Source organism: uncultured Roseobacter sp. (assembly GCF_947495275.1).
GTDB lineage: Bacteria > Pseudomonadota > Alphaproteobacteria > Rhodobacterales > Rhodobacteraceae > Roseobacter.
Genome location: NZ_CANLYL010000010.1, coordinates 15,118 through 34,053 on the forward strand (window position 1 = coordinate 15,118; position 18,936 = coordinate 34,053).

The following is an 18,936-nucleotide window of genomic DNA, read 5'->3' on the forward strand; positions in this document are numbered from 1 at the left end:
CGCGCGGTCAGGAGGACGAACCTATGGTCAAGCACGCCGATCTGCCGCGGAATGACACGGGGATAGAAACGGCTCTAGGGGTGCTGAAACAGCGCTTTGGCGAGCAACTTCAAACCGGCCAGGCCATTCGCGAGCAGCATGGGCACACAACCACATGGATCGAAAACCAGCCGCCCGATGCGGTGGTCTTTCCGGCCTCCACACAGGAAGTTTCCGATATTGTAACTGTCTGCGCGCAGCATGACGTACCCGTCATTCCCTTTGGAACGGGCACCTCGCTTGAAGGGCATGTCAATGCGCCGGCGGGCGGGGTGTGCATCGACGTGAGTCGGATGGACAGGGTGGTTGAGGTCAATCAGGGTGATCTTGATTGCCGTGTGCAACCCGGTGTGACGCGTGAAGCGCTCAACACGCATCTGCGTGATCAGGGGCTGTTTTTTCCCATTGATCCGGGGGCCAATGCATCGCTGGGCGGGATGGCCGCCACCAATGCGTCGGGCACCAACGCTGTGCGCTACGGGACAATGAAGGACAATGTGCTGGCGGTTGAGGCGGTGATGGCGGATGGCAGGATCATTCGGACAGGCACGCGTGCGCGAAAGTCATCCGCCGGGTATGATCTGACGCGTTTGCTGGTGGGTTCGGAAGGAACTTTATGCGTCATTACGGAAATCACCCTGCAACTTCAGGGCATTCCCGAGGCGATAAGTGCCGCCAGTTGTTCTTTTGCCTCCGTGGATGCAGCCTGCCAGACCGTAATGTCGGTTATCCAATATGGTTTGCCGGTCGCCAGAATTGAACTGCTGGACGAAACCACGGTCAATGCCGTCAATGCCTATTCAAAGCTGAGCCTGCCGGAAACACCGCTTTTGCTGCTGGAGTTTCACGGAACTGAAGCCAGCGTGGCAGAACAGGCCGAGATTTTTGGCGCCCTTTCGGAAGAGCATGGCGGGATCGGCTATCAGGCCACGGCGACAACGGAAGAGCGTAACAGGCTCTGGCAGGCGCGGCATGACGCCTATTGGGCGATGTTGCAGTATCGCTCGGGCGCGCAGGGGATCGCCACGGATGTTTGCGTCCCCATTTCCCGGTTGGCAGATTGTGTGGGGGAGGCGCAGGCCAAAGCGGCTGATCTCTCTTTGGTCGCACCAATTTTAGGCCATGCGGGGGACGGTAATTTCCACGTCTCTCTGCTGGTCGATATGTCAAATGCCGAAGAATTGGAAAGGGCGGCGGGCTATGTAAGCTGGCTGAACGATCTGGCCATTTCAATGGATGGCACCTGCACGGGCGAGCACGGCATCGGGCAGGGCAAACGGCCCTATCTGGTCAAGGAACTGGGGGAGGCGACCCTGGTAATGTCGGCGATAAAACTGGCGCTCGATCCGCAGAACATCATGAACCCGGGGAAGGTTCTGCAATAGACAACGCAGTTGGAAAAAGACCGGTGGCCTGACGCCCATCTTACCCGCAGTGCCAAACACGGAGGCTCTTTTGCAAGGGGAGCTTCAGGTGGCTGCGGGCTTTGATGTCGCTTTCCCACCATGACCGGTCGGGCGCGTTTTGCGCCGTTTTTCATCAACGGCTAATGCTACCCAAACAGATTGTCATGGAGCCTGTGTCATGAAAACCCAAGTCAAAGCCCTTGTCGTCGGCGGCGGTGCCGTTGGGACGTCCATTGCCTATCACCTTGCGCGCGCCGGGTGGGACGACGTGATGCTGCTGGAACGCGACGAGCTGACTTCGGGCTCTACCTGGCATGCGGCCGGACTGCTGCCCTATTTCAACATGTCTTATGCGACAACACACATCCACGACTACTCGATCCGTTTCTACAAAACGCTGGAGGAAGAGACCGGGCTCAATGCAGGCTTTGCCGTGGTTGGCAACCTGCGGATGGCACAGACGCAGGAGCGTATGGACGAATACATGCTTTATGCTTCCACTGCCGAGACCTGTGGCGTGCCATATCAATGGATGACGCCCGATGAGATCAAGGCAAAGTGGCCGCTCATTCGCACGGACGATCTGAAAGGTGCGCTCTATCATCACACGGATGGCTATATAAACCCCGCAGACGTGACGATGGCCATGGCCAAGGGCGCGCGGCAACGCGGCGTGATGATCGAACGCAAATGGCAGGCCGATGCTTTCCACTGGAACGGCACGCATTGGGAAGTGACCGCGACCAAAATGGCGGAAAAGGGCGGCAATCTGGTGCCCACGGAAGAACAGGTGGTGATCACGGCTGAACATGTTGTCACCGCCTCCGGCAACCACGCGCAGCGTACCGCCAAGATGCTCGGGATCAAGATGCCCGCAATCCCGGTGGAACATCAGTTCATCGTCATGGATCAGGACCCTGAGCTGGTGAAATTCCGCGCCGAAGGCAATGTCGAGCACCCGGTCATCCGCGATGCTGATGCGCAATCCTATGTGCGCGAAGAACGTGGTGGCTGGATATTGGGCGTCTACGAGAAAAACGCGCCTGCGCGGTTTGAATACGGTGTGCCGGACAGTTTCCGCGCCGATCTCTTCCAACTCGACCTCGAACGGATCGAAGAGCAGTATATGGCGATGATCCACCGTGTGCCTTCCTGCGAGCAAAGCGGTCTCAAGGACGATTTCAACGGACCCATTTGCTATACGCCCGACGGCAACCCGCTGGTCGGCCCGGCGCCCGGCCTGCGCAACATGTGGCTGGCCGAGGGTTTTTCTTTTGGCATCACTGCCGCCGGCGGCACGGGTTATTACCTTGCGCAACTGATGGTCGAGGGCGAAGCCGAGATTGACATGGCTTCGCTTGATCCAAAGCGCTACGGCGACTGGATGACCACCGAATTTGCCGCGCGCAAGAATGAGGAATGCTACGACCACGTCTACATCCTGCATCACCCGGATGAAGAGCGCCCGGCCTGCCGCCCGTTGCGCACATCCCCGGCCTATGACCGGCAAGCTGTGCGCGGGGCGCAGTTTGGATTTGTAAACGGGTGGGAAAGACCAAATTATTTTGGTCCCCAGGACGCGCCAGACACTTTCGATCACGACGCGCGCAGCTTCCGCCGAGGCGGTTGGTGGCAATATGCTGTTGATGAGGCAAAAGCGATCCGCGAAGGCGTTGGTCTGATTGATGCCACGGCCTTTACCAAACACTTGGTCAAAGGCCCGGGGGCCACGCAATTCCTGGACTGGTTCACGTGCAACAAGCTTCCCAATGTGGGTCGTATCAATCTGACTTATGCGCTTACAGGGCATGGCACAACGCGCACGGAATATACCATCGTGCGTCTGGCGCAGGACGAATATTACCTGGTCAGCGCCGGGGCTTGGACAGCCTATGACGCGGATTACCTGCGCAAGGCGATCGAGGATAAAGCACCGGAGTTCGGCTATATCGAATGCCATGATGTGACCACGCAGTGGGGCGTCTTTGCTATCGCGGGTCCGAAATCGCGCGATGTGCTGAACGAAATCGTCAAAGATGCAGATCCGGCCACTGTGCTGTCAAACAAGCGGTTCCCGTGGCTGACCATGCGTAATATCGAACTGGGCATGTGCCCGGTGCGCGCCATCCGCGTGGCCTATACCGGTGAGCTGGGCTGGGAATTGCATCACCCCATCGAGATGCAGAACTACCTGTTCGACCAGCTCGAAAAGGCCGGTGAGAAACACGGGATGAAACTGGTCGGTGCGCGCGCACAGAACTGGCTGCGGCAGGAAAAATCCTATCGCGCCTTTGGCACTGAACTGGGACGCGACGCCACGCCGCTGGAGGCCGATTTGCCGCGGTTTGTGGATATGTCCAAAGACTTTCACGGCAAGTCCAAAATGGAAGAGATTGGTGTGCGGTCCAAATGCGTCACTCTGTTGATCGACGGGCCGGAGGATGCCGATCCCTGGGGGCGCGAGGTGCTGTACCACGGGGAGACACGTGTCGGACGGCTGACCTCCGGCGGGTATTCCGTGGCCTTTGGGAAAAGCATCGGGATGGGGTACGTCACGCCGGATCTGGCGGTCAAGGGCACAAGGCTGAAAGTGAAAATGCTCGATCAGCTTTGGGATGCCGAGATTGTCGAGGACAGCCCATATGATCCCAAAAACGAACGCATTCGGGTTGACGGATAAGGCGCCGAAAGCGCAGCAGTTCAGCCCTTTTTCGCAATGAAGGCAAGATTGTTGGCGGGCATTTCGACACGTTCAATTGTCGATGCGCCCGCGGCAATAAGGCAGTCCTCAATGAAACCGTCGTTTTTATAGCCAATATCGGGATCAGCAGCGCGCAGGTCTGCGTCAAATCGCCTGTCGCCTTCGCTGGTCAATTGCCCGTTTCGCCTGAAAGGGCCGTAGAGAATGAGCCGCCCGTCTGGCCGGAGGGCTTTTAGGGCTTCCGACAACACTGTCTCGGCGCTCGGCGTGTCGATTAGGTGCAGAAGATTGATCACAACGATCAAACCGTTGTCAGAATGGCGCCGGTGCCAACCCGTTTGAGTGGCATCAAGGGCCAAGGCCGGTCGAACGTTTGTGACCCCGGCATCAGCCGCATAGGCATTGATGCTGGCAAGCCGTGCAGGATCAACCTCGGTTGGCTGCCAAACCAGTTCTGGCAGGGCTGCCGCGAATGCAGCCACATGCTGGCCCGTTCCACTGGCGATTTCCAGCGCGGCACCGGTGTTGGGTGCGAATTTGGCAAGCAGGCCAACCAGCGCATCCGCATTGCGCGCAGCGGCGGGCGCATGCAGCTTCGCGCCATCAGCTTGTTGCGCCACACTGGCATTGGATGGAATTTTAGGCATTACCGCAACCTGTCTGGCGTGAGGGCTACCACAACATCTGCATCAATCCCGGGCGTCTTTCCCAGAACCAGGTCGGCCAAAAGACGTGATGCCGCGGGCGCGGTTTGAAACCCATAACCGCCCTGGCCAGCACACCAGACAAATTCCGGCTTTGCAGGGTCCCGCCCCAAAACGAGCGTCCGGTCGGGCGCGAAACTGCGCAACCCGGCCCAGCTGGATTGAAGCTGCGTGACAGGTTCCGTCACCACTTCTTCGTAGCGTGCCAACCCCTCTGCCAGCGTCAGGTCTTCGGCCCAGGCATCATGGGGCTCAACCGGGTCTTCGTCTGCGGGCGAGACCAGTAGAAACCCAGCGTCCGGTTTGGCATACCAGGTCTCTCCAACGCCAAAGAATATCGGCCATTTTCCAACATCATGATCTCCGGGTGCCGGGATGCGTGCAACAGAACGTCTATGTGGCACAATGTTCAGCGGCTCGACATCAGCCATTTTTGCGATTGTATCGGCCCAGGCGCCAGCGGCGTTGATCAGAGTTGGTGCGTGAAACTGTTCTTCGCCGCAGGTAACTTTCCACTCTCCATTTGCGTAACTTATGCTTTCCACACGTCGGCCTGTCTCGACGCGCCCACCGGATCGGCGCACGGTACGGGCGAAATCCTGCAAAAGCCGATCCGTATCAATGTCCAGCGCCTCCGTATGATAGGCTGCCAAGACAACCTTCTGGGCATCAAGAATAGGGACGAGGGCCAAGGCTTCCGCCACTGTGACAGGTTCAGTGCCAAGAGTGGCCACGTCTCTCTGGAAGGCGTCGCGTTCATGGCTCCGGGCAATGAGCAGCAGGCCACGCGGGCTGAGATAGCCGTTTGTCTGAAGATAACCAAAACTGGCCCGGTTCAGCGCCTGAACGCTGGGCGCGCCGTAATTCTGTTCGATCAGTGCGGCGGACCGGCCCGAGGCGTGATAGCCAAGGGAGCCTTCTGCTTCCAGAACCATTACATTGGCGGTGTCCGAGAGGCGCGCGGCAGCGGACAATCCGGCGATGCCGCCGCCGATGACGATGATGTCGGTCATGCCTGTTCTTCGATACGGTCCGTGGCAGGTGGCGGTGTCGGGCTGAGGGCTGCAAGCCGCGCATAGAGTTCCGCATCCATATCGAAATGCATCGCGGCAAGAGAGGGCCCGAGTTGCTCTGCGGAGCGCGCCGAAGTGATGGGCGTTGGGCCCATAGGATGCGCTGCGGCCCAGGCCACGGCCAGCGTTGGCGCATCAACCCCAATATCGGCAGCGACCTCACCCAGACCAACGGCGGCCTGATGCATCCAGTCCAGGCCGTAGCGAGCGGCGTACCGGTCGTCTTCGACCAATCTGCCGCCTCCGCCAGCCGCATACTTACCAGTCAGAAGTCCACCCCCCAATGGCGAATATGGGGCGCACGCCACATCCTGATCGGCACACATCGGCAGAATTTCAACCTCTGCCTGACGTTTCACGAGATTGTACATCGGTTGCAGAATGTCGATTGTGAGATCGAATTTTGCCGCAATGCCAATGGCTTTGACAACCTGCCATGCGGCGAAGTTGGACACACCGACATAGCGGATTTTTCCAGCGTTTTTGAGTTCCGCCAGAGCCTCCATGCTCTCGTGCAAATCCGTGTCCGGGTCGAAGCGGTGCATGTATAGGACATCAACCATGTCCATGTTCAGACGCTGGCGAGAAATTTCGAACGATTGAGAGATGTTCTCCTTGGAACCGCCCCCTGTATAGGCCGCCTTGGTCGCGATGATCAGGCGGTCGCGTTGATTGCCAAACAGGGCACCAAGCAGTTTTTCGGAAGCGCCGTCATTGTACACATGCGCCGTGTCGAAATGTGTGACACCTGCGTCAATAGCGGCGTCAAACATCGCGCGCGAAGCGGCTTCATCAGCGCGACCGCCAAATTGCATGGTGCCAAACGCGAGGCGGCTTGCGGGGGTCCCATCCGGGCTGGTCAGAATTCTGGTCATGAATGCAGAAGTGGCATGCACCTGCGGGCCATGCAATATTCAATTCAATTGCGGAACAGAAAAGAGGCGCTTCATGATCATCGCAGATAAAGCGGTACTTGCGGGCACCGCGCGTGATGCATCCGGCCCCGGCTGGAGCAGCCTGCGGTTGCTGGTTAAATCCGATGGCATGGGGTTTTCCATGACGGAAACCAGGGTGTTTCCGGGCGCGGTTCTCAACCTTCACTATAAAAACCATGTGGAAGCCTGCTATTGTATTGGTGGTCGCGGAACGGTTGTCGAGTTGGAATCTGGGACGTCTCACGACATCACACCCGGCGTTCTTTACGCGCCAAATGCGCATGATCGTCACGAGGTGCATGTCGCAGGGCCTGATCCACTGCATCTCATCTGCGTATTCTCACCGGCCTTGCAGGGCGATGAAGTTCATGGCCCGGATGGCAGCTATGCCTCTTCCTGAGGAGCCGCACCCTCTGGCAGTGCGGCAAGTACAAATGCAATGACTTTTTCGCGGCTCATCTCGCAGGGATACAAACGTGCACCTGTGGTCAATCGGTAGTAATTGAAACTGATGTAATCTTTGCCCCCCAGTTCCTCCGCAACCAGCTTTGTCGATTTGCCGTCGTTGAATTGTGTTTTTGTGGCGATATAGCGACGCCTCTTCACACGCGCGTAAAAGGTGCCGTGTGGCAATGCGTCCAATGCCTCGGCCAAGCTACGCAAGGGGTCGTCGTTCAAGATTTCTGACCAATTTTTGGCTCTGTCCCCGCGCGTATGCGTGCAATATTGGAACGATGGCGCCAGAAGACAATCAGCGTGAGCAGAATGCTCAGCATCATGGCCTCGGGCACGCCAAGCAAAATCAACAACACCGTCGATGATGCAGCGGATACCAACGCGCCCATGGACGAAATGCGCGAAACCAGCGCACCGATCAGCCAGGCGACGCAGCAACCCACACCAACCGGAAAGCTCAAAGCCAGCACGATGCCCAGAAACGTGGCCACCCCCTTGCCGCCAGCGAATTTCAGCCAGATCGGGTAGCAATGGCCCAGCATGGCAATCAACCCGGCAATTTGGGCAGTGTCTTCGCTGCCAAACTGGCGGGCGATCAGAACTGCCACAGCGCCTTTGCCTGCGTCCAGCAGAAGTGTCAGGGCCGCAGCGGTCTTGTTGCCAGTGCGCAGGACATTGGTCGCACCGATATTGCCGGACCCGATCTGCCGCAGATTGCCCAGCCCCATGATCCGTGCCAGCACCAGCCCAAAAGGAATGGAGCCGAGCAGGTAGCCAAACAGGCCCCAGGCAGCGAGGGCGGTCGCGGTATGTTCAATGATCGGCATCAGGATGTCTCGTAGACGCAGGTTCCGGCAACATAGGTTGCGAGCACCTTGCCCTGCATCCGCGCGCCATCAAAGGGGGTATTGCGCGATTTTGAGCGCAGCGTGGCGCGATCCATCAGAAACGGCACGTCCGGATCAAAGAGCACCAGATCCGCCGGGCTGCCGACGTGCAGCCGACCGCTTTCCAGTCCAAGCCGCTTGGCCGGGTTGAGCGACATCGCGCGCCACAATGTGGGCAGGTCGATCAGGCCCGCATGATAGAGCCGCATCGCCGCAGGCAGTAGCGTTTCCAAGGCAACGGCCCCTGATGCGGCCTCTTCAAATGGCAGGCGTTTGCTTTCCTCGTCCTGCGGTGTGTGCATGGAGGAGATCACGTCGATCAGGCCATTTTTGACCGCTTCGGCAACGGCCAACCGGTCCTGTTCGTCACGCAAGGGTGGCTTCAATTTGAAAAACGTACGGTAATCGGCCACGTCCAGCGCATTCAGCGTCAGATGGTGGATCGACGTGCCCGCGGTGATATCAAGCCCGTTTGCCTTGGCGCGTTCCAGCGCGGGCAGGGCGCGGGCGCAGGTGATCTGGTCCGCGTGGTAGCGCGCGCCCGTCATCTCGATCAGCGCGATGTCCCGGTCGAGCGCCATGCGCTCCGCCATGGGCGACACCGCGGGCAGGCCGCGCAGGGAGGCAAATTTTCCGGACGTGGCCGCCGCACCTCGGCTGAGCCCCGGATCCTGCGGGTGCGCAATGACCAGCGCGTCGAGGCTGCGCGCATAGGTGAGCGCTCTGGATAAAACCTTGGTGTCCGTCACAACCCGGTCGCAATCGGTGAAGGCAACGGCACCCGCATCCATCAGGAACCCGATCTCGGTCATCTCGCGGCCTTCGCGCCCTTTGGTCAGCGCGGCCATGGGCAACACATTGACAGGGGCGACCTCATTTGCCCGGCGCGTGACGAATTCCAGGGTCTCCGGGCTGTCGATAGCAGGTTCCGTATCGGGGCGTGTGACCATCGTCGTGATGCCACCCGCCGCCGCTGCCTGCCCCGCCGAGCGGTAACTTTCTTTGTGTCGGTCACCCGGTTCACAGACCTTGACGCCCAGATCGACAATGCCGGGCGCGAGATATTTGAGATGACAGTCAATGACCCGACCGGACGTCAGGCGGGGTGCGTCTTTCGGCAGGTGTTTGGTGATGCGTCCGTCTTCAACAACCAGCCCGCCGATATTGATCTCGTTGGTTTCCGGATCAACGATGCGGGCATTCAGAAAGGTCAGTTTGGTCATTGCAGGCGGCTCCCACATGCGGCGTGCCGTCGGTTGTCAGAAAACCGCGCGCCAAAAATCCTCATCACGCCCCCACCCAGATCATCAGGCCCACCACCGCGAAGGCGACCAGCAGGGCAACCATGGCCACGCGGCCGGACATCTTCGGGTCTCTGGGCTCATTCATGGCGTTATGTCCTTTGGGCTCATGCCAGCACCCACCAGATGGCCAAGCCGATCAGCAAGATGATTGCGAGAACAACCAGCGCGCTCCCGGCGGGGCTGCGCTTTGTGGCAGGTTGCGCCGCCGGAGTGCCGCTGTAGGGTTTGGCGCTGTCGGTGTTCAGCTCAACGCTGTGTTGCGCGGGTTTGGGATCGGTGTAACTGCCGATCAGGGTCAGATCGGCGCTCGGGGTCAGCACGGCGGGTGCGCCTGCAAAACTGCTGGAGAATAGCAACAGCACGTATCCTTCCAGCGCCTCCAGTTTGCCGCGATCCGCCGTAAGCGCTTCATCGTCAACCGCATAGCCATCTCTCAGATAGGCGCTCAATCCCACGCCCGTCAGATCAGCAACCGGAAAAATCTCCACACTGGCAGTGTTCAGATGCGGGCTGTCAAGAAGCTGGCGCGCCAGATCGGCCTTGGGCAGGGTCTTGAGCGCGCCGGCCACCTCCGCCGGGGCCATGTTTATGGCAAAGACGCGGATCACGCCGCTTTCTGCCCGTTTGATCTCGATGCTCCGGCTCATGCCGGCTCCGCCCGGGTCAATCGCAAGTTCTGCGCCAACAGGTCCATGGTGGCCATGCGCACCGCAACGCCCATCTCGACCTGATCCTGAATGACGCTGCGGTTGATGTCATCGGCCAGCGTGCCGTCAATCTCCACGCCCCGGTTCATCGGGCCGGGATGCATGACAATCGCGTCCGGTTTGGCATGTTTGAGCTTTTCCGCATCCAGCCCGTAGCGATGGTAATATTCGCGCTCGGACGGAATAAACCCACCGTCCATACGCTCTTTTTGCAGGCGCAGCATCATCACCACATCGACGTCCTTCAGACCGTCTTCCATGCTGTCAAAGACCTCGACCCCGAATTCTGCAATGCCCGAAGGCATGAGGGTCGGCGGGCCGATCAGACGCAGGCGGTTTTCCATTTTGCCCAGCAGCATGATGTTTGAGCGCGCCACCCGGCTGTGGGCGATATCGCCGCAGATCGCGATGGAAAGCCGGTGCAACCGGCCCTTGGCCCTGCGGATTGTCAGCGCATCCAGCAGCGCCTGCGTGGGGTGCTCGTGACGCCCATCACCTGCATTCAAAACCGCGCAATTGACCTTTTGGGCCAGCAAATCCACGGCTCCCGAATGCGGATGCCGCACAACCAGCAAATCGGGATGCATGGCGTTCAGCGTCAGGGCCGTGTCGATCAAGGTTTCGCCCTTTTTGACCGAACTGGCCTGCATTGCCATGTTCATCACATCCGCACCCAGCCGTTTGCCAGCGATCTCAAAACTCGCCTGCGTGCGCGTGGAATTCTCAAAGAACATGTTGATCTGGGTCAGACCCGCCAGCGCGTCGGCGTGTTTGTCGGGTTGTCTGTTCAGAGCCGCGTAGGTGTCCGCCAAATCCAGTAACGTCGTGATTTCTTCGGGGCGCAGGGCCTCGATGCCAAGCAGATGGCGGTGCGGGAACGTCATGGGCGGCAACCTATCGTGATTTGCCACCTTATAGGGATGGCGGGCCGGGCGGGCAAGCGGTGCCTGCCTGCGCAACGGCTGTTCAGTTCCGTCAATCCGGCGCGTAGAGTGGGGGCATGGAATCAGCCGAATATCATCACGCACTGGCCCTTTTGGATTGGCAGGTCGAACTTGGCGCGACCGAGGCGATTTGCGACGCACCAGTGAATTGTTACGCGTTGCCGGATACGCTCGCCAAGCCCCGAAACGTGCCGCAGGCTGCGGCGAAACCAATGACCGCCAGCGCTCAGCCCGATCCAGTTGCGGAGGCCAGCAGATTGGCGGAAATGGCGCAGGATCTGGACGCATTGCGCGCAGCTCTTGCGGGATTTGAACACTGTGAGTTGAAACGCGGTGCACGCAATCTTGTCTTTTCCGATGGCATCCCGGGCGCGCCCGTGATGATCATCGGAGAGGCACCGGGGCGCGATGAGGACCGCGAAGGGCGACCCTTTGTCGGGCGTGCAGGCCAGTTGCTGGACCGGATGCTGGCCGCCATCGACATGGGCCGCGCGCGTGCGGAAGCGCCCGTTTACATCACCAATGTGCTGCCCTGGCGCCCCCCCCAAAACCGTGACCCGCATCCCGAAGAGATAGCGATGATGCGTCCTTTTCTGGAACGTCATATTGCTTTGGCGGATCCGCAAGTGATTGTGATCATGGGAAATATCAGCGCGCAGGCGCTCTTGGGCAAGAGAGGTATCACCCGCCTTCGAGGCAACTGGACAGAATGCTTCGGGCGCCCCGCGTTGCCGATGTTCCATCCTGCCTATCTGCTGCGCCAGACGGGCGCGAAACGCGAAGCCTGGGCCGATCTTTTGAGCCTCAAGGCACGGGTGGGCAATGGTTGATCTGGTCATGCTCGTGGCATTCATACCGGCGGCACTTGCGCTGAATGTCACGCCGGGTGCGGATATGATGTTCTGTCTGGGACAGGGTATCAGGTCGGGGCCTCGTGCGGCTTGGGCTGCCAGTGCCGGCATATCGACGGGCAGTATGATTCACGTCCTGTTGGCAGGTGCTGGCCTGAGCACTTTGGTTGCGACGTTGCCTTATGCGTTTGACGTTATCAGATGGGTTGGCGTTGCTTACCTGCTATGGTTGGCGGCGCAAGCCTTGCGTCGCCCGGACACTCCCACGCAGGATCAGAACGCACCAAGAGGACGACCCTATGGCGCAGGCCTTTTGGTAAACCTGACGAATCCCAAGGTCATCCTCTTCGTATTGGCGTTCATCCCGCAGTTTGTCGACCAGAACGCAGGCCCGATATGGGTTCAGTTCTTGCTCTTCGGAGCGATCATTTCGGTCTGCGGTTTCTTTGTGAACGGGCTTGTCGGCGTGTTCGCGGCGTCGTTGGGTCAAAGACTGGCCCATGGCAGCCGGGTTCTGGATTGGGTGAGCGCGGGGATATTTACGGCACTTGCCGGACGACTCGCCGTATTGGAGAAAGCTTGAAATGAGCCGAATTGACACAGCACTCGACTTCATGCCCGTCCGCATCGCGATCCTGACCGTATCGGACAGTCGCAGCATTTCCGAAGACAAGTCCGGTGATGTTCTGGTGGCGCGGCTGCTCGGCGCTGGCCACGAACTTGCGGATCGGCGGATTTTGCCGGATGAGCGCGACCAGATCGCCGGGCAATTACGTGTCTGGTGTGAAGATAACGCCGTTGACGTGGTGATTTCCACTGGCGGTACCGGCCTGACCGGGCGCGATGTTACGGTTGAAGCCCACCGTGATGTCTATGAAAAGGAGATTGATGCCTTTGGTACGGTCTTCACCATTGTCTCGATGCAGAAAATTGGCACCAGCGCGGTACAAAGCCGCGCCACGGGAGGGGTGGCCAATGGTACCTATCTTTTTGCGCTGCCGGGCAGCCCGGGTGCCTGCAAAGATGCCTGGGATGAAATACTGGTTAAACAGCTCGATTATCGCCACCGGCCCTGCAATTTTGTCGAGATCATGCCGCGTTTGGATGAAAACCAGCGACGGAAATGACATCCTGATACGTAACACCCTTGTGGGTTGGTATTTTTTTCGGCCCAGCTAGGTTATATATGGGATTGAACAAGCCAACAGGACGACGGCAAAATGCGGTTCTTGCGCCAAAGCATGATCGGACTATTTCTGGCGGCGATCTCGTTGGGATTGCTGATTTTTGCTGGTCAGATGATCCGGGACGCCGTGCAGGATCGCCTCAACGCGGATGCCGCGCCGCAGACAGCGCGCGAGCGTGTTTTTGCGGTAAACGTCCTGCGGGCGGAGGCGCAGAGTATCGTGCCAATTCTGGAAACCTTCGGAGAAGTCGCGTCCCGTCGTACGCTTGAACTGCGCGCTGCCGTTGGCGGGCGTGTGGTTGAGCTTGCTGAAAACTTCGAAGATGGTGGCGCGGTGCGCACGGGGGAGGTTCTGGTTCGGATCGATCCCGCAGATATGCAATCGGCGCTGGACCGGCTTAAGGCTGATCTGGCGGATGCAGAGGCTGAAGGCCGTGATGCAGCCCGTGCGCTCGATCTTGCGCGCGACGAGGAAGCTGCCGCGGAAGATCAGGTGGCATTGCGACAAAAAGCATATCGGCGACAGGTTGACTTGGCAGCACGCGGTGTCGGTACATCGGCCGCTGTCGAAGAGGCAGAACTGGCCGCTGCAGCGGCCCGCGCGACCGTGTTGGCGCGCAGACAGGCCGTCACGCTGGCCGAAGCCCGTATCGATCAGGCAGCGACCCGACTGTCACGGTCCCGGATCGCTCTGGATGAAGCACGTCGAAATCTTGAAGATGCCTCTATCGAGGCACCTTTCGATGGGACGTTGAGCGAGACCGCAATCGTTGAAGGGCGATTAGTGTCGGTAAATGAGCGGTTGGCAGATCTGATTGATCCCAACGATCTGGAAGTGGCTTTTCGATTGTCGACCGCACAATACGCGCGACTGCTTGATGCGAATGGCGATCTGGTCGCTGCCAAGGTCACGGCGACACTGGATGTGACAGGGGTTGATCTTGAAGCAACCGGAATGGTGAGCCGTGTCAGTGCTGCGACCGGCGAAGGGCAGACGGGGCGCCTTGTTTTTGCGCGTCTTTTCGAAGCGCGCGGGTTTCGTCCGGGCGATTTTGTGACCTTGAATATCCACGAACCGACCTTGGACGATGTGGTGCGCCTGCCAGCGAGCGCGCTGGATGCGCAAAACCAGGTCCTGGTGATTTCGGGAGAAGACCGCCTCGAAATATTGGATGTAGCCTTGTTGCGCCGACAAGGGGACGAAGTTCTGGTGCAGGGTGAAGGATTGGCGGGCCGTGAAGTGGTAACCAGCCGGACGCCGCTTTTGGGGCCGGGCATTGCGGTGCGCCCCTTGCGGGGAGAAGGACGCAGTGAAGCAGCCGTGCCGGATATGCTTGAGCTGACCGAAGAGCGTCGCGCAAAACTCGTGGCCTTTGTGCAGGGCAATCTGCGCATGCCGCAGGATGCCAAGGAAAAGACCCTTGCGCAACTCGCCGAGCGAGAAGTGCCCGCCAAGATGGTTGCCCGCATCGAAAGCCGTATGGGGGGATAGCGCATGGCACGGCAAATTCCCCAAGCGGCCAGTGGCATCCTTTCCTATTTCACGCGTCACCGAACAATCGCCAATCTCCTTTTTGTGTCGCTCATTATTGCCGGGCTGGCGGCCCTGCCGAACATGCGGACGCAGTTTTTCCCTGATGTCATTCTGGACAAGGTGACGGTTTCGACGAATTGGGATGCGGCAGGACCTGAAGAGGTCGACCGGGCAATTGTGCAGCTTCTGGAGCCTGCATTGCTGGCCGTGGAAGGTGTGGAAAGCTCAGCCTCCATCGCGCGCGAGGGGTGGTCTCGGATCACTCTGAGTTTTGAGCCTGATTGGGACATGTCGCGCGCCGCTGACGATGTTCAGAGTGCGGTGGATGCGGTCACTGAGCTTCCGGAGGACGCAGATGAGCCGGAGGTACGTCGTACCGTGTGGCGGGACCGTGTCACCGATGTTGTGATCAGCGGGCCGGTGGCGCCGGAACAGTTGGCGCAATTTGCCGATGAACTGGTGGTGCGATTGTTCGCGGCAGGTGTCACACGAACGACAATCCGGGGCGTTGCCGCGCCGCGCACATTAGTGGAGGTGCCCTCCGCGCGATTGATCGCACATGACATCAGCATGGCGGAAATCGCGGCGGCCATCGCTGCGGAAGCAGATACAGACCCCGCCGGCGATGTGTCGGGCTCAAACGCCCGCGTCAGAACCGGTGTCGAAAAACGCGCGCCCGACCAGATTGCCGATATTGTCCTGCGATCCGAGCCCAATGGTGCGAAATTGCGGATTGGCGATCTGGCCACTGTCTCACGCGAAGGCAGTGATCGCGAGCGCAGCTATCTTGTCGGCGTCAATCCGGCGATTTCTGTCAGGGTGGATCGATCCGCAAGGGGTGATGCGGTGGGCATCCAGGCAACGGTTGAGGATGTCGCTGAAAAGCTGGAAGCAACGCTGCCCGATGGGGTCACCATCGAACTTATTCGGACGCGTGCCGCCGCGATCACCGGGCGCCTGGACATTTTGATCGACAATGGGTTGATCGGTCTCGGTCTGGTCGTGTGCCTGCTGTTTTTGTTCCTGAATGCCCGGACGGCTTTCTGGGTCGCAGCCGGTATCCCGGTTGCAATGATGGCTGCGATTTCTTTGATGTATGCGGCTGGCATTACGCTCAACATGATTTCCCTTTTCGGCCTGATCATCACATTGGGGATCGTCGTCGACGATGCCATCGTGGTTGGTGAACACGCGGACCATCGCGCGCGGCGGTTCAATGAAACGCCGTATCAGGCAGCGGAAAATGCCGCGCGGCGGATGGCAATGCCGGTATTCGCCGCCACTTTGACCACCGTGATTGCCTTTTTTGGACTGGTTGCGATCGGAGGCCGTTTTGGGTTGCTGATCAGAGACATCCCGCTGACGGTTATTGCCGTTCTGGTCGCGTCGCTGATCGAGTGCTTTCTGATATTGCCCAACCATATGGCGCACGCACTTGCCGCGCAGGCCAAGGAACGTTGGTACGATTGGCCCAGCAGGCAGGTCAATCGTGGGTTCAGATGGGCGCGTGAAACCCTGTTCCGCCCGTTGATGGCTGGTGTGATCCGGGCGCGTTATGTGGTTCTGGCCGGTGTCGTCGCGATACTGGCCAGTCAGGTTGCCATCTTCATCCGGGGCGACGTGCAATGGCGGTTTTTCAATGCGCCTGAACGGTCCTCTGTGACGGGCAACTTCGCCATGGTGGATGGCTCAACACGGCAAGATACGCTGGAAATGACACGTGAATTGCAACGCGCCACCGCCGAAGTGGCCGCAGAATACGAGGCGCGCTACGGTCTCAACCCGGTGGAGCATGTTCTGTCAGAGGTGGGCGGAACCACGGGGCGCGGTCTGGACGGAATGGATATCAAGGACAAAGACCTTCTTGGTGCGATTTCCATTCAGCTGATTGATGCGGATCTCAGACCTTATTCAAGCTTTGCCTTTGTCGGTGATTTGCAAGAGCGGGTGGTGAACCATCCCCTGACCGAAGTTGTCTCGTTCCGCGGGTGGCGTTCCGGCCCCGGCGGCGATGCCTTGAGTGTTCGGCTTTCAGGCGGCGACACGGACACTTTGAAAGCCGCAAGCCTTGATCTGCAAAACGAGCTGCGCCAATACCCCGAAGTCTCAGCGCTGCAGGACAACCTGTCCTATGACAAGGAAGAACTGATCCTTGACCTCACCGCACAGGGCCAGGCGCTTGGCTTTACGATTGATGACCTGGGACGTGTCTTGCGCAACCGGCTCGGCGGGATCGAGGCCGCGACCTATCCGGACGGGCCGCGCAGCGCGACCATAGATGTTGAACTTCCCGCAGGCGAATTAACGGCCGATTTCCTTGACCGGACACAATTGCGCACACCGGCAGGCGAATATGTACCGCTGGCCGATATCGTAAGCGTGCAACGACGGATCGGTTTCAGTACGGTGCGGCGCGAGAACGGGATCAGGACGATTTCGGTTACCGGAGACATCTCCGAGGACAATCCCGCACGCGCCGCTGAGATACAACAGGCGCTGGAGCAGCAAATCCTGCCCCGCATCGCCAGTGAGTGGCAGATCGAATGGCAGCTTGCCGGGTTGGCAGAGCAGGAAGACACCTTTCTGAATGAAGCGATGACGGGGCTCATATTGTGCCTTTCGGGCATATATCTCGTATTGGCCTGGGTTTTTGGCAGTTGGACCCGCCCGATGGTTGTCATGGCGATCATCCCCTTCGGGCTTGTCGGGACGATCTATGGGCATGTGTTGTGGGATGTCCCCTTGAGCATGTTCACGGTGGTGGGCCTGCTGGGCATGACTGGCATTATCATTAACGATTCTATTGTGCTGATCACCACCATCGACGAATACGCGCAGGATCGTGGCCTGATCCCTTCGATTATTGAGGGGACTTCCGACAGATTGCGTCCCGTTATGCTCACAACCATGACCACAGTTCTGGGCATGGCACCGTTGCTCTATGAGGGCAGCCGGCAGGCGCAATTCCTCAAACCCACGATCATCACGCTGGTCTACGGGTTGGGTTTCGGCATGCTTCTGGTCTTGTTGGTGGTTCCGGCGCTGGTTGCCGCCCAGCATGACATCGCCCGGCAGATGAATGCGATGCGGCGGGGGCTCACCGCGCCGGTTGCCGGTATCAAGATCGGATTTGCAGCCCTCTGGGCCTTGATCCTGTGCTGGTGCCTGGCAACGCTTGGCTGGGTTCTCTGGTATGGTGCCTTGCCCGAGACCCTTGCGGTGGCTTTCCCCGCAGTGACACAGCTTTCGGCACTCCTCGCCGCCCTGCTGCTCTTCCTCTCGGGGGTCGTTGTGATTGTTCTGGGTGCCTACGGCTTCACAGCTGCGGCTCTTTTCGCCAGACGTGCGCGCCGACAGGCTTAGCCTGCGGTGCAGCCTTGAATATCGACGGCATGGTTGTTGCCCAAAACCGTGAGCCTGATGGCCGAGCGATCCAGGGCAATGGTTCCGCCATTGACATGAATCATTTCCGAGACACCGACGATCTCCCGGCCTGTGCGTTGGGTTTCGGCTTCGCTTACCCAGATTTCGCCGCTGCCGGGTTCGATGATCACCACCTCATTGCCGCCGGTGGAGGGAACGGTGACACGCGCCTCGATGCGCAACCCGTCTGTCGTGGGCTCCATCCGGCAGGTAGCGGCCGCCACGCCCGCCTCCTTGGCCGAAAAAGGACGTTGTGCCAGGGCCGCTGCAATGGCCGGTGTCGGCTTCGAGCCGCTGTGCCGCAACGTCTCGTCGAAACTGACCGTATGGGGAATGCAGATGTCGGCGCAAATTCCGATATCCATGACCAGTTTCACGCGCATTGGCTTGCCCGTCTTCTTTGGCTCAAGCGTGAAAGGAATGACGAGTTCGTCCGCGTAGCCTATGGAGCGCAGGCCATTTTGGTCAAAGACTTTCGGTGTTGGCCATGCGACTTGGACGGATTTCATGTTCTTGGATCCGGACCAGTTGAATTGTGGCGGTATCCCTGCGTCTCCGGGCGTGCGCCAATAGGTTTTCCACCCGGGCTCAAGGGAAAGACGCACGGCAGCGACGCGGCTTCCGTCTGCCTGCACCCAACCGGGCAACAACTCGGCTGAAACGGGTAAGTCAAATCGATCCTGGGCCAAACCGGGCAGCGCAGAGAGACATACGAGGGCGAGGGCAAGCGATAAGCGTATCATTCCTTCGATATGGGCGAACGCCGTTGAAATGCCAAGTCACGAT

17 protein-coding genes are annotated in these 18,936 nt (G+C 59.3%); 8 read left to right on the forward strand and 9 right to left on the reverse strand.

Annotated elements, in window-relative coordinates; all coding sequences use genetic code 11:
- The first annotated feature begins 23 nt into the window (after positions 1 to 23).
- Positions 24 to 1,424: an FAD-linked oxidase C-terminal domain-containing protein gene (locus Q0802_RS17200; protein ID WP_298920562.1), complete on the forward strand. Its 1,401-nt coding sequence runs from the start codon at positions 24 to 26 to the stop codon at positions 1,422 to 1,424.
- A gap of 199 nt (positions 1,425 to 1,623) precedes the next feature.
- Positions 1,624 to 4,125, forward strand: coding sequence for an FAD-dependent oxidoreductase (locus Q0802_RS17205; protein ID WP_298920563.1), 2,502 nt, complete (start codon positions 1,624 to 1,626; stop codon positions 4,123 to 4,125).
- Positions 4,126 to 4,145: 20 nt separating this feature from the next.
- Here the strand turns inward: Q0802_RS17205 and Q0802_RS17210 are convergent, their stop codons facing one another.
- The 3 genes from Q0802_RS17210 to Q0802_RS17220 are packed head-to-tail and all read right to left on the reverse strand — an operon-like array spanning position 4,146 to position 6,798.
- Positions 4,146 to 4,793 carry a DUF938 domain-containing protein gene (locus Q0802_RS17210; protein ID WP_298920564.1) on the reverse strand — a complete coding sequence of 216 codons (648 nt, stop codon included), beginning with the start codon at positions 4,791 to 4,793 and terminating at the stop codon, positions 4,146 to 4,148.
- Positions 4,793 to 5,863 carry an FAD-binding oxidoreductase gene (locus Q0802_RS17215; RefSeq protein ID WP_298920565.1) on the reverse strand — a complete coding sequence of 357 codons (1,071 nt, stop codon included), beginning with the start codon at positions 5,861 to 5,863 and terminating at the stop codon, positions 4,793 to 4,795. Before Q0802_RS17215 ends, Q0802_RS17210 begins: the two co-directional genes overlap by 1 nt.
- The gene (locus Q0802_RS17220; RefSeq protein ID WP_298920566.1) at positions 5,860 to 6,798 is read right to left on the reverse strand and encodes an aldo/keto reductase; all 939 of its coding nucleotides are present in this window, start codon (positions 6,796 to 6,798) and stop codon (positions 5,860 to 5,862) included. The genes Q0802_RS17215 and Q0802_RS17220 overlap by 4 nt, the downstream gene beginning before the upstream one ends.
- A gap of 73 nt (positions 6,799 to 6,871) precedes the next feature.
- Between Q0802_RS17220 and Q0802_RS17225 the strand changes: the two genes are divergently transcribed.
- Positions 6,872 to 7,258, forward strand: coding sequence for an ectoine synthase (locus Q0802_RS17225; RefSeq protein ID WP_298920567.1), 387 nt, complete (start codon positions 6,872 to 6,874; stop codon positions 7,256 to 7,258).
- Here Q0802_RS17225 and Q0802_RS17230 read toward each other — a convergent pair.
- The 5 genes from Q0802_RS17230 to Q0802_RS17250 all read right to left on the reverse strand — a co-directional run bounded on the left by Q0802_RS17230 (position 7,243) and on the right by Q0802_RS17250 (position 11,096).
- Positions 7,243 to 7,536 carry a hypothetical protein gene (locus Q0802_RS17230; protein ID WP_298920568.1) on the reverse strand — a complete coding sequence of 98 codons (294 nt, stop codon included), beginning with the start codon at positions 7,534 to 7,536 and terminating at the stop codon, positions 7,243 to 7,245. The two genes, Q0802_RS17225 and Q0802_RS17230, sit on opposite strands and share 16 nt — an antisense overlap.
- Positions 7,533 to 8,141, reverse strand: coding sequence for a glycerol-3-phosphate 1-O-acyltransferase PlsY (gene plsY / locus Q0802_RS17235; protein WP_298920569.1), 609 nt, complete (start codon positions 8,139 to 8,141; stop codon positions 7,533 to 7,535). The genes Q0802_RS17230 and plsY overlap by 4 nt, the downstream gene beginning before the upstream one ends.
- On the reverse strand, positions 8,141 to 9,424 hold the full coding sequence (pyrC, locus tag Q0802_RS17240) for a dihydroorotase (protein ID WP_298920570.1): 1,284 nt from the start codon (positions 9,422 to 9,424) through the stop codon (positions 8,141 to 8,143). The genes plsY and pyrC overlap by 1 nt, the downstream gene beginning before the upstream one ends.
- Positions 9,425 to 9,609: 185 nt before the next feature.
- Entirely contained in the window at positions 9,610 to 10,152 is a 543-nt protein-coding gene (locus Q0802_RS17245) for a hypothetical protein (protein ID WP_298920571.1), read from the reverse strand.
- The gene (locus Q0802_RS17250; RefSeq protein ID WP_298920573.1) at positions 10,149 to 11,096 is read right to left on the reverse strand and encodes an aspartate carbamoyltransferase catalytic subunit; all 948 of its coding nucleotides are present in this window, start codon (positions 11,094 to 11,096) and stop codon (positions 10,149 to 10,151) included. Before Q0802_RS17250 ends, Q0802_RS17245 begins: the two co-directional genes overlap by 4 nt.
- A 116-nt stretch (positions 11,097 to 11,212) precedes the next feature.
- Here Q0802_RS17250 and Q0802_RS17255 point away from each other — a divergent pair, with 116 nt between their 5' ends.
- From Q0802_RS17255 to Q0802_RS17275, 5 genes are all read left to right on the forward strand, one after another.
- Positions 11,213 to 11,986: a uracil-DNA glycosylase gene (locus Q0802_RS17255; RefSeq protein ID WP_298920575.1), complete on the forward strand. Its 774-nt coding sequence runs from the start codon at positions 11,213 to 11,215 to the stop codon at positions 11,984 to 11,986.
- Entirely contained in the window at positions 11,979 to 12,590 is a 612-nt protein-coding gene (locus tag Q0802_RS17260; RefSeq protein ID WP_298920577.1) for a LysE family translocator, read from the forward strand. The genes Q0802_RS17255 and Q0802_RS17260 overlap by 8 nt, the downstream gene beginning before the upstream one ends.
- A 1-nt stretch (position 12,591) precedes the next feature.
- On the forward strand, positions 12,592 to 13,134 hold the full coding sequence (gene moaB / locus Q0802_RS17265) for a molybdenum cofactor biosynthesis protein B (RefSeq protein ID WP_298920579.1): 543 nt from the start codon (positions 12,592 to 12,594) through the stop codon (positions 13,132 to 13,134).
- A 93-nt stretch (positions 13,135 to 13,227) separates the two neighbouring features.
- Complete coding sequence (locus Q0802_RS17270) at positions 13,228 to 14,685, forward strand: HlyD family efflux transporter periplasmic adaptor subunit (RefSeq protein WP_298920581.1); 1,458 nt, start codon at positions 13,228 to 13,230, stop codon at positions 14,683 to 14,685.
- Between the two features lie 3 nt (positions 14,686 to 14,688).
- Positions 14,689 to 18,090, forward strand: a complete 3,402-nt coding sequence (locus Q0802_RS17275; protein ID WP_298920583.1) for an efflux RND transporter permease subunit — start codon at positions 14,689 to 14,691, stop codon at positions 18,088 to 18,090.
- On the opposite strand, the gene Q0802_RS17280 is transcribed toward Q0802_RS17275, so the two are convergent.
- On the reverse strand, positions 18,087 to 18,893 hold the full coding sequence (locus Q0802_RS17280; protein WP_298920584.1) for a protein-disulfide reductase DsbD domain-containing protein: 807 nt from the start codon (positions 18,891 to 18,893) through the stop codon (positions 18,087 to 18,089). The genes Q0802_RS17275 and Q0802_RS17280 overlap by 4 nt on opposite strands.
- Between the last annotated feature and the right edge of the window lie 43 nt (positions 18,894 to 18,936).

What these genes read in the sequence shown, in the direction of transcription:
- Q0802_RS17225 (WP_298920567.1), top strand. Translation starts at nt 6,872, where the DNA reads ATGATCATCGCAGATAAAGCGGTACTTGCGGGCACCGCGCGTGATGCA.
- pyrC (WP_298920570.1), bottom strand. Translation starts at nt 9,424, where the DNA reads ATGACCAAACTGACCTTTCTGAATGCCCGCATCGTTGATCCGGAAACC.
- Q0802_RS17220 (WP_298920566.1), bottom strand. Translation starts at nt 6,798, where the DNA reads ATGACCAGAATTCTGACCAGCCCGGATGGGACCCCCGCAAGCCGCCTC.
- Q0802_RS17270 (WP_298920581.1), top strand. Translation starts at nt 13,228, where the DNA reads ATGCGGTTCTTGCGCCAAAGCATGATCGGACTATTTCTGGCGGCGATC.
- Q0802_RS17280 (WP_298920584.1), bottom strand. Translation starts at nt 18,893, where the DNA reads ATGATACGCTTATCGCTTGCCCTCGCCCTCGTATGTCTCTCTGCGCTG.
- Q0802_RS17205 (WP_298920563.1), top strand. Translation starts at nt 1,624, where the DNA reads ATGAAAACCCAAGTCAAAGCCCTTGTCGTCGGCGGCGGTGCCGTTGGG.
- Q0802_RS17210 (WP_298920564.1), bottom strand. Translation starts at nt 4,793, where the DNA reads ATGCCTAAAATTCCATCCAATGCCAGTGTGGCGCAACAAGCTGATGGC.
- plsY (WP_298920569.1), bottom strand. Translation starts at nt 8,141, where the DNA reads ATGCCGATCATTGAACATACCGCGACCGCCCTCGCTGCCTGGGGCCTG.
- moaB (WP_298920579.1), top strand. Translation starts at nt 12,592, where the DNA reads ATGAGCCGAATTGACACAGCACTCGACTTCATGCCCGTCCGCATCGCG.
- Q0802_RS17215 (WP_298920565.1), bottom strand. Translation starts at nt 5,863, where the DNA reads ATGACCGACATCATCGTCATCGGCGGCGGCATCGCCGGATTGTCCGCT.
- Q0802_RS17200 (WP_298920562.1), top strand. Translation starts at nt 24, where the DNA reads ATGGTCAAGCACGCCGATCTGCCGCGGAATGACACGGGGATAGAAACG.
- Q0802_RS17255 (WP_298920575.1), top strand. Translation starts at nt 11,213, where the DNA reads ATGGAATCAGCCGAATATCATCACGCACTGGCCCTTTTGGATTGGCAG.
- Q0802_RS17245 (WP_298920571.1), bottom strand. Translation starts at nt 10,152, where the DNA reads ATGAGCCGGAGCATCGAGATCAAACGGGCAGAAAGCGGCGTGATCCGC.
- Q0802_RS17275 (WP_298920583.1), top strand. Translation starts at nt 14,689, where the DNA reads ATGGCACGGCAAATTCCCCAAGCGGCCAGTGGCATCCTTTCCTATTTC.
- Q0802_RS17250 (WP_298920573.1), bottom strand. Translation starts at nt 11,096, where the DNA reads ATGACGTTCCCGCACCGCCATCTGCTTGGCATCGAGGCCCTGCGCCCC.
- Q0802_RS17260 (WP_298920577.1), top strand. Translation starts at nt 11,979, where the DNA reads ATGGTTGATCTGGTCATGCTCGTGGCATTCATACCGGCGGCACTTGCG.